Annotated in this window: 14 protein-coding genes and 1 pseudogene; 3 read left to right on the top strand and 12 right to left on the bottom strand. The window is 56.9% G+C overall.

The features are described from left to right. Positions 1–37: 37 nt before the first annotated feature. The 6 genes and pseudogenes from ACEQU8_RS08470 to flgB all read right to left on the bottom strand — a co-directional run. Positions 38–445: pseudogene (locus ACEQU8_RS08470) on the bottom strand (flagellar hook-basal body complex protein); the annotation flags it as partial. Between the two features lie 15 nt (positions 446–460). Further along, positions 461–1,198 carry a flagellar basal-body rod protein FlgF gene (flgF, locus tag ACEQU8_RS08475; RefSeq protein ID WP_370262926.1) on the bottom strand — a complete coding sequence of 246 codons (738 nt, stop codon included), beginning with the start codon at positions 1,196–1,198 and terminating at the stop codon, positions 461–463. 6 nt (positions 1,199–1,204) lie between these two features. After that, positions 1,205–2,518, bottom strand: a complete 1,314-nt coding sequence (gene flgE / locus ACEQU8_RS08480; protein WP_370262928.1) for a flagellar hook protein FlgE — start codon at positions 2,516–2,518, stop codon at positions 1,205–1,207. Positions 2,519–2,544: 26 nt separating this feature from the next. Next, the gene (locus ACEQU8_RS08485) at positions 2,545–3,216 is read right to left on the bottom strand and encodes a flagellar hook assembly protein FlgD (RefSeq protein WP_370262929.1); all 672 of its coding nucleotides are present in this window, start codon (positions 3,214–3,216) and stop codon (positions 2,545–2,547) included. A gap of 13 nt (positions 3,217–3,229) precedes the next feature. After that, positions 3,230–3,652, bottom strand: a complete 423-nt coding sequence (gene flgC, locus ACEQU8_RS08490) for a flagellar basal body rod protein FlgC (protein WP_370262930.1) — start codon at positions 3,650–3,652, stop codon at positions 3,230–3,232. Positions 3,653–3,663: 11 nt separating this feature from the next. Next, a complete protein-coding gene (gene flgB / locus ACEQU8_RS08495; protein WP_370262931.1) occupies positions 3,664–4,128 on the bottom strand; it encodes a flagellar basal body rod protein FlgB in 465 nt (154 codons plus the stop codon). A 189-nt stretch (positions 4,129–4,317) separates the two neighbouring features. Here flgB and flgA point away from each other — a divergent pair, with 189 nt between their 5' ends. From flgA to flgN, 3 genes are all read left to right on the top strand, one after another. Further along, complete coding sequence (gene flgA, locus ACEQU8_RS08500) at positions 4,318–5,067, top strand: flagellar basal body P-ring formation chaperone FlgA (protein WP_370262933.1); 750 nt, start codon at positions 4,318–4,320, stop codon at positions 5,065–5,067. Between the two features lie 141 nt (positions 5,068–5,208). Beyond that, positions 5,209–5,496, top strand: a complete 288-nt coding sequence (gene flgM, locus ACEQU8_RS08505) for a flagellar biosynthesis anti-sigma factor FlgM (RefSeq protein ID WP_370262934.1) — start codon at positions 5,209–5,211, stop codon at positions 5,494–5,496. A 16-nt stretch (positions 5,497–5,512) separates the two neighbouring features. Next, entirely contained in the window at positions 5,513–6,025 is a 513-nt protein-coding gene (gene flgN, locus ACEQU8_RS08510; RefSeq protein ID WP_370262936.1) for a flagellar export chaperone FlgN, read from the top strand. Here the strand turns inward: flgN and ACEQU8_RS08515 are convergent. Genes ACEQU8_RS08515 through flhA form a run of 6 tightly spaced genes read right to left on the bottom strand, consistent with a single transcriptional unit; the run spans position 6,000 to position 13,436 of the window. After that, complete coding sequence (locus ACEQU8_RS08515; protein WP_370262937.1) at positions 6,000–6,440, bottom strand: response regulator; 441 nt, start codon at positions 6,438–6,440, stop codon at positions 6,000–6,002. The two genes, flgN and ACEQU8_RS08515, sit on opposite strands and share 26 nt — an antisense overlap. 12 nt (positions 6,441–6,452) lie before the next feature. Further along, complete coding sequence (locus tag ACEQU8_RS08520) at positions 6,453–8,375, bottom strand: ATP-binding protein (RefSeq protein ID WP_370262938.1); 1,923 nt, start codon at positions 8,373–8,375, stop codon at positions 6,453–6,455. A 7-nt stretch (positions 8,376–8,382) separates the two neighbouring features. Then, positions 8,383–9,099 (bottom strand): RNA polymerase sigma factor FliA, encoded by a 717-nt coding sequence (locus tag ACEQU8_RS08525; protein ID WP_370262939.1) that lies wholly within the window; start codon positions 9,097–9,099, stop codon positions 8,383–8,385. Between the two features lie 25 nt (positions 9,100–9,124). Further along, the gene (locus ACEQU8_RS08530) at positions 9,125–9,883 is read right to left on the bottom strand and encodes a hypothetical protein (RefSeq protein WP_370262941.1); all 759 of its coding nucleotides are present in this window, start codon (positions 9,881–9,883) and stop codon (positions 9,125–9,127) included. Between the two features lie 23 nt (positions 9,884–9,906). Then, positions 9,907–11,331 carry a flagellar biosynthesis protein FlhF gene (flhF, locus tag ACEQU8_RS08535; RefSeq protein ID WP_370262942.1) on the bottom strand — a complete coding sequence of 475 codons (1,425 nt, stop codon included), beginning with the start codon at positions 11,329–11,331 and terminating at the stop codon, positions 9,907–9,909. After that, positions 11,328–13,436 carry a flagellar biosynthesis protein FlhA gene (gene flhA / locus ACEQU8_RS08540; protein ID WP_370262943.1) on the bottom strand — a complete coding sequence of 703 codons (2,109 nt, stop codon included), beginning with the start codon at positions 13,434–13,436 and terminating at the stop codon, positions 11,328–11,330. Before flhA ends, flhF begins: the two co-directional genes overlap by 4 nt. Between the last annotated feature and the right edge of the window lie 373 nt (positions 13,437–13,809).

The following is a 13,809-nucleotide window of genomic DNA, read 5'->3' on the forward strand; positions in this document are numbered from 1 at the left end:
CGCTCGTCTACACTCTTTCCCTACACGACGCTCTTCCGATCTGGTATCCGTTGGAGGTCACCAGGGTGCCGTTGGCGTCAATTTGAATGCTGCCATCGCGGGTGTAGCTGGTGCTGCCATCGGGCATTTGCACTTGCAAAAAGCCTTGGCCGTTGATGGCGATGTCCAGTGAATTGCCGGTTTGCTGCAAATTGCCTTGGGCGAAGTTTCGCACCGTGGACACAGGGCGCACACCCGTGCCCACCTGCAAGCCGGAGGGCACCAGCGTTTGCTCGGTGGTTTGCGCACCCGGCTGGCGCAGTGTTTGGTACAACAGGTCTTCAAACACAGCGCGCGAGCGTTTAAAACCGTTGGTGGCCGTGTTGGCCAGGTTGTTGGAAATTACATCGAGCTGGGTTTGCTGGGCATCCAATCCGGTTTTGGCAATCCACAAAGAACGCATCATGGCGGTTTACTCCTTTTAGTTCAGGCCAAGCAGGCTGTTGGCCGCACGGCCGTTGTCCTCAGCCGAGCTGATCATTTTCATTTGGGTTTCGTACTGCCGCGCGGCGGTGATCATTTGCACCATCATGTCCACGGCGTTCACATTGCTGCCCTCGATAAAGCCACTGGCCACACGCACAGCAGGGTCTGCGGCCACTTCGCCTTGGGTTTTGGAGCGGAACAAACCATCGTCCCCACGCACAATGTCGGGCGCCTGCAGGTTGACCAACTTCAAGGCACCCAGTTGAACCACGTTGTTTTCGCCACTGAGCGGCACGGCTGAGATGGTGCCATTGCCCTCCACGGTGACGCGGTGATCGGGTGGCACATTGATGGGACCACCGGTGCCCACCACGGTGTAGCCCTCTTGGGTAACCAGGTTGCCACCGCCATCAATCTGGAAAGAGCCGTTGCGGGTGTAGGCCTCATTACCGTCGGCCGCGGTCACCGCAAACCAGCCATCGCCTTGAATGGCCACATCCAGATCTCGACCTGTGGCCTGAATTTGACCTGGCGTGGTGTCAAAGCCCACGCTGGTTTCGATGGCGTAGCTGCGCGACCCACTGCCCTCACCCACCACAGGCGCACTCTGGAAAGCCATGAGTTGTTGCCGAAACCCGGGCGTATTGACGTTGGCCAGGTTGTTGGCAATGTTCTCTTGGCGAGACATGGTGCCTTTGGCGGCTTGCGCCGCCAGGTAGATGAGTTTATCCATGGCCTATTAACGCAGGTTGGTGATGGTTTGCAACAGGGAGTCTTGGGTCTTGATCGACTGAGAGTTGGCCTGGTAAACCCGCTGCGCGGAGATCATGGCCACCAATTCCGCAGTGAGGTCGATGTTTGAGTCCTCCAGTGCACCCGACTGAATAATGCCAAAGGCCGTGTCTTCACTGAGGGATACCAATTCTGCACCTGCTGCCTCGGTGGCCAGCCATCCGTTGGCACCCACCGCCTGTAGGGCCTCGGGGTTGGGGAAGCGATACAAACCGATTTGGGCCTGCCGAACAATTTGACCATTGGCGTAGCTCACCGCCAACATGCCATCGGCGCCGATGTCAAAACCCGTGAAAGGTGAGGCCTCGTAGCCATTTTGTGACAAGTTTTGCACTGCAAATGAGCTGCCGTACTGAGTGGTGCTGCTGAGGTCAAAGCTGTACTGATTGGGCGTGGCGGTGGTGGTAGAAAAAGCACGCCCGCTGGCGGTAACAAAACGGCTTAAATCCACCACAAAACTGGCGTTGGTGGGGGTGGTCAGCCGTCCATCGGTGCCGAAGGCCAATGCACCCGCGGCGGACTGTGCGGGCGCCACTGTGGGTGTTACGGGCGACAAGCCCACATCCACCTGGGTGCCATCCACGGTGGCGTACACACTCCAGTTGTTGGTGCTTTCTTTGCGGGTGTACACACTCATGATGTGCTCTTCGCCCAGTTCATCGTACACCGTCATTGAGGTGGTGTTGGTGTAACTGTTCAGGTTGGCCGGGTCAAAGGGTATTGCGCCCGAGATGGCAGTGGCGCGCGCATCCAAATTCATTTCAAGCGAGGAGGTTGTGCTGGCTTTTGGTGGAATGGCAGCCCGAGACACGCGAATGTCTTGCGACACATCGGCCACGCGACCGGTGGTGCTGTCAATCGGAAAGCCCTGCAGGCGATCGCCCTTGGAGTTCACAATGAAACTGTCTTTATCCAGGCTGAACTGGCCATTGCGGGTGTACACATTGTCACCATTGCCGGCCGCTTTTACTTTAAAGAAGCCCGTGCCGCTGACCGCCAGGTCCAGCGGATTGCCGGTCACATTGATGTTGCCCTGCTTGAAGTTTTGGGTCACTGCGGCCAGGCTGGTCCCCAGGCCGATGCCGTTGGTGGAGCGCACACCATTGAATGCGCGGGCAAACACGTCTGCAAATTCCGCTTGCGAGCCTTTAAAACCCACCACGCTGGCGTTGGACACGTTGTTGGCAATTACTTCAAGACCGCGCTGAGCGGCGTTCAGGCCACTGAGGCCCTGCTGAAAACTTCCACCACCAAAAGCCATGATTGACTCCTTCTAAAAACCTATGATCAGTAAACCTGCTTGATGTCGGCGAACGAGACCTCTTCGCCATTGCTGGTCAACAACTTCGAACCTTCTGCACCGGCGTTGCGTACGCCCTGCACAACAGAAAGGGTCAGTGGCGTTACAGCCACGCTCTTTTCAGCGGCCTTGGCCACCACTTCAAATTTGTACATGCCCTCGGGCACAGTGCCGCCGCTTGAATCTTTGCCATCCCAAGTGAACTCGTGCACGCCCTTGCTTTGCGCACCCAGATCGATGCTGCGCAACACATTGCCCTGCTTGTCCAGCACATTGACTTGCAGGCTATCGACCGACTGCCCAATCTCCATGGAAGCGCGTGCCTCGCCCTGGGAAAGTCGCATGCTGTTGCCCTCGGTCAAAATGGCGCGCCCCAACATGCCCGTGGCCTGCACGGTTTGATTGGCTGAGAACTGCGCTGCCATGTTCTCCATGGTGGCGTTCAAGTTTTGAATGCCGGTCACGGTGTTGAGTTGGGCCATTTGGCTGGTCACCTGCGCGTTGTCCATGGGGGCCAGCGGGTCTTGGTTTTTAAGTTGGGCCACCAATAAAGACATAAAGCGCTCCTGGATGGCGTCGGGGCTGTTGTCGTCTTTTTTCTTGCTGGCTGTTGCTTTGCTGGAAGCGCCGCCCAGTGCGGAGGTTGCGTCAATGGACATGATTTACTTCTCCTTACTGGTTACCCATGTTCAAGGTTTTCAACATGAGCTGTTTGGCGGTGTTCATCACTTCCGCAGTGGTTTGGTAGCTGCGGGAGGCGGACATCATGTCCACCATTTCTTCCACAGCGTTCACATTGGGCATGTACACATAGCCTTCGTCATCGGCCATGGGGTGTTTGGGGTCGTACATTTTTTTGGCTTCGGTTTTGTCGGTCACGATGTCTTTAACCTGCACGTTTTCGGCCAATGCGGCTTTGCCAGGCGCTGCCTTTTGCAGCACGGCCTCGAACACCACTTTGCGCGACTGGTACACCGAGTTGGGGTCGCTGGCTGCCGTGTCCACGTTGGCCAGGTTGCTGGCCACGGTGTTGAGCCGGGTGGTTTGGGCGGTCATTGCGCCGCCTGCGAGTTTGAAGGAATTAAAAAGAGACATGATGAGCGTCCTTATTGGTTGCCAGAGCCCATGGCCTGCTTGAGGGTGGATATTCGACCGTTGATGGCGCGCAGTGCGGCCTCGTACTTCACGGTGTTTTCTGCAAACGCCGCGCGTTCGCGGTCAATGTCAACGCTGTTGCCGTCGATGGATGCGTTGCTGCCCCGGCGGAACTGCAGCATTTGCTGGGTGCTCAGGGTGTTGGTGCCGCCCACAGGAATGTGGCCTTGGTGGGTCACCGCCAGCGCCCCTGCACCATTGCCAAGGGCAGGCGACTTCATGGGCAATGTGCTTTGGCCAGTGGGGCCAGATTCTGCAATGGCAGCCTGCAAGGCTTTGGCGAAGTCAAAGTCGACGGCTTTGTAATTGGGGGTGTCCACGTTGGCAATGTTGGACGTCAACACCTCTTGACGACGAGCGCGCAATTTAAGCGCCTCGGCGGAGAACTGCATGGCATCGGTGAGTTTGTCCAACATGGGCAAGCGATCCTTTTACACGGACTGGTAGAAGGATTATTCAATTGCTTTGGTTGAATCAAACAGACGATAAAGGGGGCAAAGGCGCTTCTTTTTATTCTTCATGTGCGCGAGCAAGCACCCTACGATGTGAGCATCGAGGATGAAATCTGTCTGCATCTATTTACGGCAGAGTGCAGAAAAACTTAAATGAAATTCACAAAAAACTTTGTTGCACATTATCTTGACCAAGGCCGCAAGCTGCAGAGCAAGCGTGCACTGGCATTTGCAACGGGTTGTGCTTGCTTGACCCTTGCCCTGCCCATGGGCGATGCATACGCCTCCAAATGGGTCACCGGGGATCACCTGGGTGAGCTTGTGGACACAGGGTTGCTGCCCGAGGGCGCCAATGTACAGGTGCTGATGCTCAAAGAGGACCCACGCATTGGCAGCGCCGACTGCCCAGCCGCCCTGTTCACCAACAGCGAAAACAACCGCATGTGGGGACGCACTTTTTTAAGAGTGCAGTGCGTAGGCTCCAGCACGCCGCCATTTTTTGTGGGCGTGGATGTGAAGGTGTGGGCCCCGGTGCCAGTGATAAAAAACACTGTGCAGGCAGGGCAACCGGTCACAGCCAGCGATGTTGAATTTCGCACGATGGACGTGAGCCAATTGGCCTCGGGTTGGGTGACAGACCTAAATCATTTAAATAACAAGGAAGCAGCTCGCCAACTGTGGCCGGGCACCACCTTGAAATATGAGCACATGAAAGGCCAGGCGATTGTCCGCCAGGGCGACACGGTGAAAGTGACAGTGCGGGGCCCTGGCTTTGCCATTGGCGGCACAGCCACCGCCCTGGAGGCCGCTGAACAAGGTCAAATCGTAAAAATCAAAACCACGCAGGGCAAAATATTGCACGGCGTGGCCACCGGCGATTTGCTGGTGGAGGTAAGCCTTTGACCAACAAAGAAAAAAACACCCAAATTTGGGGGCATCCTCAAAAAGTGGGAATTCTTTCCAGAATTCGTTAAAGTTAGAGGCGCGCGAGCCGTTAAGAAACCATACAAATGAAACTTTGGCTCTGCCGCTGCGGAGGAAACAATGAAAATCAATGGAAAGTTTGACTCAGGATCAGTTGACAAACTGATCAAGCCCCAAGGCGGAGGCCGCTCAACGGCCAGCGCCGCAACCGAAGCTGCTGGCAGCGAAAGCGCAGTGGCCAAGTTTTCTGGGAAGGCATCTGAAGTGGCCCAGTTGGGCGCACCCATGGATGCAGCAAAAATCGAGAGCATTCGCCAAGCCATTGCCAATGGCGAGTTCAAGGTGAATGCAGAAGCCGTGGCCGACGGCGTGATCTCTGATGCACGCGCCTTGTTGGGCACACAGTAATTAAAGGGCAAGCAATATGACCAACACCAACGCCGCAAACACGCTTTATGACAACCTCGCATACGAGTGCGACTTGGCCATGGCTTTGGTGGATGTTCTGCTGGAAGAGCAGGCTTGCCTGGTAAAAATGGAAACCACCCGCTTGAGTGAATTGGCCCTGAGCAAGGAAGCCATGATGCTGGAGCTGGAAAAGCGTTACCTGGCCAGCGCGGCCAAAGCGCGAGAAGCTGGCTACGAAGCCAACATGGACGGCTTGGCCCATTGGGTGGATGAATTGGCAGGCTTTGAGCCTCGCCTAAGCAGCACCTACGCCACCCTGCGCAACACCCTGCAACAAGCCCAGCGCTTGAACAACACCAATGGCGAATTGGTGGCCGAGCAACTGGCTGGTTTGCAAGACCGCATTGCGATTTTGACTGCTGCAGCCGTGGCCAACCAAGCCCCAGCGCCCAGCGACACCTACGGACCCAAAGGCGGCTTAAATGCCGGCGGTGGTGCCGGCCTTATGCCCCGCGCGGTAATTCGTTAATCGTTAGCCAATACGACACCAACGCAGAAATTCGGCTTAGATATTGGTCAAACTGAACAGGTTTGACTGCAAAGCTGTTGACGCCCAGTTCGTAGGCGCGCTTTACATCGCTGATCTCCCTGGAAGACGACAACACCACGATCGGCATGGTTTTGAACACGTCGTGCGAACGCAAAAATTCCAACACCTCCAAACCATCGAGTTTGGGCAACTTCAAATCGAGCAGCACCAGCTTGGGCAGGTTTAAGGCGGCGCTGTCAGCTGGGTGGTCATTCATCAATTGCTTGAAGTACTCAATGGCACGCTCTCCGTCTTCCAACAAAGTGGTGGTGGAGCTTGAGGAAGTTTTTCGAACCACGCGCAATGCGAGGTCTGCGTCGTTGGAGTTATCGTCTACCAAAACTACATCGGCCATGGTGGATCTTCCTTACTGCGTGGGTTGTTCAAAATCGGGGGCAGCGCTTTGCACCTGTGCGGGCAAGGTGAAAGTAAAACATGCTCCCTTGTTGGGCTCGCCCTGCGCACTGATTTGACCACCATGGCGCTCAATGATGCGCTTCACAATGGCCAGGCCTACGCCGGTGCCGTCAAAATCTTTTTTATGATGCAAGCGTTCAAACACATTGAAGAGTTTATCGGCGTACTTCATGTCGAAGCCAGCGCCGTTGTCGCTCACTGAAAATGTGTGGAAATCACCTTGCTGCGCGTGCGTGATACGCACCTCGGGTTGGGTCGTTTTGCTGCTGAATTTAATGGCATTGTCGATGAGGTTCATCCACACCTGCTTGAGTAGCACCGGGTCTGCGTATACCACGGGCAATGCCGGCACGTGCACGATGTTTTTGCCAGTGGCATCAAGCTGCTGCAGGATTTGGTCCAGCATTTGCTGCTGATCTACCCGGACCCGGGCCACATCGGCACGCAGCAAGCGGGAAAAATCAAGCAGGCCATCGATGAGGCCACCCATTTGGCGCGCGTTGTAGCTGATGCGGTCCAGAAGGCCACGCGCATCCTCGGGAATTTGCTCGGCAAAATCTTCTTTAAGAATGTTGGAAAACCCGTCGATGGCCCGCAAAGGAGCACGCAGGTCGTGGGACACCGTGTAGGTAAACGCCTCGAGCTCGGAGTTGCTGCGGGTCAGCTCAGCGGTTCGCTGTTGAATGCGTTGCTCCAGCGAGCCGTTGAGGCTTTGCAGGTCGTCTTCAAACACACGGCGCTCAACACACAGGCCCAACAAGCGAATGGCTGTGAGCACACGCACCGTGTCTTCGTGAACCGGGGCTGGGCTGCCCTGCTGGCCCACCATGATCCAATACTCGGGCTGGCCGGGTTCCAAGGCACGCTTCATGGCCAACCACACGCAGGTAAACCCAAAACCACGGGCCCAATCCTGCTGTTCAAAATGGCTGGGGCGAAGGCAACCCAACCACACCAGGCCATGCTGCTCTTGCCCTTCCAGCAGGTCGCAATACGCCTCGGGGTTTTGCCAAATTTGCATGCCCAGCTCGGCAGGCACCTGGATGTCTTTGTTGCTGCCGCGCACCTTCCACGGGCCGATATCGGCCCTTTCTCGGTAACCAAGCACCACCTCTGCCCGAGCAGTCAGGCAATGTTTCAAGCCCCGGGCATACGAGGCAGCCAATTCGGCTATGGGCGCAGACAACAACACGCCTTGCAACAGTGAGCGCTGAAGGGACAACAACTGCTCATTCAAACGCTTTTGGGTGACGTCGTGCGACACACCGATGTAGCCAGAAAAATGACCCTGCGCATCGACGATGGGGCGGCCGGTGGACTCGAATACGATTCGGTTTGCGCCCTCGGGCCAGTATTCAAATGCAATGTGATCGAAGGGTCGGTGCTGGTCTAGCAGCTGTTTAAAACTATCCCAGTTGTGGCGAACATCGATGCATTTTAGGCCGGGCACATCCCAGCGGGCCAGCCCAATAAAGGGCAACTGGCGAATGGGTGAGGATGGGTCGCGCTGCTCTTTGCCCCGGTAGATGATGCGGGCGATGACGTGGTTGGGATCTTGCTGCCAATACCAGTCGCCAGAAAGCTCCATCAGTTTGCGAAGCTGTTGCTCGGACTGCACGGCCCCCTGCAACAGGTCCATGAGGTTGCGCAACAGTTTGTTGCCCATGAACCATGCGCCTAAAATGCCCAAGGCCACGGTGACCACGACCACGCTGTGCCAAGCGCCGGGCTGCGGGGTTTGTGCAGCCATGTAGAGTGTGGCCAAAGCCAACGGCGACACCGCGGTGAACAACACCAGCAGGAGGGATCGGTTGACCCGCCTGCGAGAATTGGAAAATGAGAAAGGTTTTTTAGACGCGGGAGCGTTCGCCATCGACGATTCAGTGATCGCGAAGCTTGGTGCGAAGCCGGCTCACGGCCTGGGTGTGCAGTTGGCACACTCGGGACTCGGTCACACCCAAAACCGCCGCGATTTCACGAAAGTTAAGTTCCTGCTCATAATACAGACCCATGAGCATTTTTTCACGCTCAGGAAGCTCTTCGATGGCTCGAATCAGGGTTTGTCTGAATCGTTGGTCACCCAACATCTCCAGCGGATTGGCTTCTTCGTCGCCGTCCATCTGGCGGTCCAGGTAGCCTTCACCGTCCCCGTCCTCGGCGTAATCATCGTAAAACACCAGTTGTGCGCCGCGCGACTCAAACAGCATGGTTTGATATTCGTCCAGGGACACGCCCATGGCGGCAGCGATTTCGGTTTCGGTGGCTGAACGGCCCAGCTTTTGTTCGGCCTTCAGTGTTGCGTTTTCGATTTTGCGCTGCGCCTGGCGAACACCGCGCGGCATCCAGTCGGCCTGGCGAAGCTCATCAAGCATGGCACCACGAATACGCTGGCTGGCGTAGGTTTCGAATTGCGCACCCTGCCCTTCTTCAAAGCGGGAAATGGCATCCATGAGGCCAATTAAACCAGCCTGAATCAGGTCGTCGATTTGTACAGAGGCAGGCAACTTGGCGATCAGGTGATGGGCAAGCCTGCGGACCAGTGGAATGTACTGGTCTACCTGTTGCGACTTGTCTAGGGTTCCCTGAGCTGTGTACATGGGCTTGTTGCGTCCTCTTCTGTTATTACGCCAGCGCGTGCTCGTCGGCCGAGCAAAGTGCCCTGGCGATTCGCCGCCCAGCGGCAAGCATGTCGCGCCCCACTTGGCTTAAACGCAAGCCTGGCGCCATGGCAGGCAGGTGCCCGGCGTACTGCAAAGGCTGCGCGAAAAACTGCGAAGTGCTCTCAAGCAGGTTGGCAAACACGTCGTCGGCTTCGTGGGCGTTTTTGACACCTGCAACAATAACACGATGACGAATGTTTTTACTCAATTGTTTGGTGCTTCTGAGGCCCTGAAAGGCCCGTGTGACCGAGCTGGCCGTGGGATGCACCACCCAATGCCATTCCTGCTGACCAGCCAGCCCATGCGCCAAAGGCACGGCCTCGTAGGGCAAGGTGGCGTAAAAGCGGTCTGCGCTGACAGGCAGGCGATGCAGGTTGCCCAGCAAGGCACCCGCCCAAGCGGGGCGTTGGGTCAGGGCTTGAAGGCCCAAATTGGCTGGCACCACAAACTGCCCATCGGCCAGTTTGATCACCAAATCTTCAAGATTGGCTTGCCCGTTAAAGAAATTAAGGAGATCAGCGCGAGCCGGGGCGCCCGCTGCACTGGGTACGCCGGCCTTTGAGCCATCAAAGAGCACCGCCACATGGCGAAGTTTGGCCTGTTGCTCCAGCACAAGGCGGGCCAACAGTGCGGCATAGTCTTGCTGCATGTCGCCCATCAAAGGCGCCACTTGGGGCGGGTTGTGACCCAGCAGTTTTCGCAGTGTATTGGCTTGATCCATAGTCACTATTCAACCACGAATGTTCATGCGCTGGTCGAAGGGATTTGAGCCATTTTCCATTTCAATTCCTCGTCAGAGGCCTGAAAGGCCTGGCTGGCCCGGGTGCGCATGGCGCGGTGAACCAGCACTTTGGGATCGGCCAGGAAGAGGTCTTCTGGTACGCGCTGACCGGTTGCAATGTATTGCAACACCAACTTGTGACGCATGACCACATCCAGCACGCCGCCAATTTTGATGGCCTCATCCAGCTTGGACACAATGGCCCCGGCCAATCCGCTGTTTTTGTAGTGGCGCACCACATCGTCCAGGGTTTCAGGCTGGCTGGTGGCGTTGAGCAGCAACACACGTTTGACGTGACTGTCGGTGAGGATTTTGGTTTGCTCGGCCACGCGGGCATCGCGTTGGCCCATGCCCACCGTGTCGATGAGCACCAGGCGTTTGCGCTGCATGCTGGCGCGCAGTTGTTGAAGGTCAGCATGGGTTTGAGCGGTGTACACCTGCACGCCCAAAATTTTGCCGTAAATGCGAAGTTGGTCTTGGGCGCCAATTCGGTAGCTGTCGGTGGTGATCAGGCCCAGTGAATTGGCACCATACTTCACCACACAACGCGCGGCCAACTTGGCCGTGGTGGTGGTTTTTCCCACGCCTGTGGGACCCACCAGGGCAAACACACCACCGGTTTCAACCATGTCGTCCTCGGCCGATACCACTTGCAGATTTTTCTTCAGCACGTTCATGGCCCAGTCTTGCATCTGGGATTCGCTCAAACCATCGGGCAGGCGATCCACCACAGTGCGGGCAAACAACGGGGAAAACCCGCTTTGGGTGAGTACATTCCAGAGCTCGGCACGCTGGGGGTTTTTGTTCAGGGAATCACGCCAGGCCAGCATATTGAGTTGGTCTTTAAGCAATTGGCGCATTTGTTTGATTTCTTCTAGCACCGCAGTTTGCTCTTGGGCCATGGCTTCGCTGGCGGCCTGCGAACGACGCTGGGCCACCGCATTGAGCATTTCATCTTGAGCGCTCAATGGGCTTGACGATGGGGAAGGAGCAGCCGAGGGAGCAATCAACCCCTCATGCACGATGCGCGTGCGCTGAGCATCCACCTGTTGAGCCACACGCTGTGCAGCGCTGGGGCGCTTGGGCGCAGCAGTAGCGCTGGGCTGGGGCATGGCGGCGGGTGCTTGGGCAAAAGCCTGTTGCTGACGCTTTTGAGCCGCATAGGCCTCGCGTTCGTTTTTGGTCCAGGAGGCTGGTGCTTGCATGGCCTGGGCAGACTGGGCAGGAGCTTCGGTGACAGCGTCCAGATCTCGCGATGACGCGGCCAGCACCTCGGTGCCCGCCGCGGTTTGCTTGGTCGACAGAATAATGGCGTCTTCGCCAAGTTCTGCCCGCAGTTGTTGCAGGGCCTCGCGGGTGCTGGGGGCTGTGAATTTTTTGAGCTTCATGCTTTGGCTCCTACCACTTGGGCAACTCGGATGGTTCTGTTTTCTGGAATTTCACTGTGGGACAACACCCGCAGGCTGGGTGCCGCCCGCTTGAGCAAGCGCGCCATGGACAAACGCAACACATCGGGCACCAGCAACACTGGGTTTTGGCCCAATTGCTCCTGCCGACCGGCGGCCTCGGCGGTTTGGCGTGCCAGGTTTTCAGCCAGGTTGGGGTCGATGCCCACATGGTCTTGGCCAGAGGCGCTGTGCGCTTGGGTAATCATTTGTTCCAGGCGGGGCTCCATCACCAACACATTGAGGTCTTCGTTGGTGCCAGCCAGGGCCTGCACAATGGCTCGGCCCAAGGCAATGCGCACGGCGGCGGTCAATTCGAACGGGTTTTTGGTGCGGCCACCGTTTTCCAGCAGGGTTTCAAAGATGGTGCGAAGGTCACGAATGTGCACGCTTTCGTCCAGCAGGTTCTGCAATACTTTTTGAATGATGGCCACGTCCAGCAATTTGGGGGTGAGGTCTTCCACCACTTTGGGTGAAGTTTTGGCGCAATGTTCAAGCAAGGCTTGGGTTTCGGCCCGACCCAGCAACTGGGCGGCAGAAGTTTGCAAAATGTGGCTTAGGTGAGTGGCCACCACAGTGGAGGCATCCACCACGGTGTAACCCGCTGCATTGGCTTTTTCTTTTTGATCATCGGAAATCCACACCGCTGGCAAACCAAAGGCTGGGTCTTTGGTCTGTGGGCCAGGCAATTGCATGGTCACGCGACCCGGGTTGATGGCCAGGTGCTGATTGGGGAAAACCTCGCCCTCGCCCATGCACACACCTTTCAGCAAAATTCGGTACACCGAGGGGCGAAGCTCCAGGTTGTCACGCAGGTGCACAGCGGGGGGCAAAAAACCGATTTCCTGTGCAAATTTTTTGCGAATGGCTTTGATTCGTTTGAGCAAATCGCCATCTTGTTTGTTGTCCACCAAGGCGATCAAACGGTAGCCAACTTCCAGCGCAATGGTGTCCACTGGCACCAGGTCGTCCCAAGTGGCCTCTTGCGCCTCTGTGGTGGCGGCTTTGATTTTTTCTTGATCGGCGTCGTTTGACTTGGCTGGTGGTGCCTTGGACTGCTCGGCCAAGCGATAAGCCAGGTAACCAAACAGAGCCGCTAAAGTAAGGAAAGCAAAAGAAGGCATGCCGGGGATGATGCCCATCATGGCCAGAATGGCCGAGGTGATGCCCACGGCCTGAGGTGATTTAAGCAACTGGGAAGACAACTGGGTGCCGATGTCTTGGCCCTGCCCCACACGGGCCACCACCAGGCCGGCAGCGATCGAGATCACCAGGGCAGGCACCTGAGCCACCAAACCGTCGCCAATGGCCAACAGCACGTAGTTGTTGCCTGCTTCTGCGAAGGTGAGGTCGTGCTGGGCCACGCCCACCGCAAAACCGCCAATGATGTTGATGACCAAAATCATGATACCGGCCACAGCGTCACCACGCACAAACTTGGATGCACCGTCCATGGAACCAAAGAACTCAGCTTCCTGGCTCACTTCGGCTCGACGCTTTTTGGCCTCTTCTTCATTGATGAGACCCGCGTTGAGGTCGGCGTCGATGGCCATTTGTTTACCGGGCATGGCGTCCAAAGTGAAACGCGCCGACACTTCGGCAATTCGGCCAGCGCCCTTGGTGATCACCACGAAGTTGATAATCATCAAGATAATGAACACCACCACGCCCACGGCCAGGTTACCGCCCACCAAGAAGTGACCGAAGGCCTCGATCACTTTGCCCGCGGCATCGGGGCCTTCGTGCCCATGCATCAAAACCACCCGTGTGGACGCCACGTTCAGGCTTAAGCGCAACAGCGTGGTGACCAGCAGGATGGTTGGAAATGCAGCGAAGTCCAAGGGACGCGTGGTGTACAAACTGGCCACCAGCACCATCAGACTTAGGGCAATGTTGAACGAGAAAAGCATGTCCAGCGCCAGGGGTGGCAGCGGAAGGATCATCATCACCAACACGAGAATGATGAAGATGGGGGCGCCCAAGGTTTTTACCTTGTCGCCCGAGAAACCGGCTTTGATGAAATCGAGAGTGAAGGCGGGGTTGGCCACAAAAACGCCCTTCGTGTTATTAACGGCTCAATTATGGAAAACTTTAGGGTGAGGGCAACGAAAGAATTGAGGCATATTTACCCGCTTCTTTCATTTGCTTGCTCCCTGAAGTCAACAGACCCATGCGCCGCGCTGTTGGGCCGGGTTGGCACAGGTCGCTGGGCCAGAGGTTGGCCCTTTGGGGTGCTGTGCTTAGCGTTTTGGTGCCGGAATGGCACCGACCCCTTGGCCTGGGATCAGCCCGTGGAGCCCTTCTGGGCCCTTCCGAGGGGGCATGCCAGGCGACAAGGTCGCCATTGCATCCGAGTCGGTTTCCCGCCAAGCGGGGGCTTGGCGGGGACCCACGCCTCGGCCCCACGGTGTGGGCCAAACC

Source organism: Limnobacter sp., assembly GCF_964228395.1.
Lineage (GTDB): Bacteria > Pseudomonadota > Gammaproteobacteria > Burkholderiales > Burkholderiaceae_B > Limnobacter.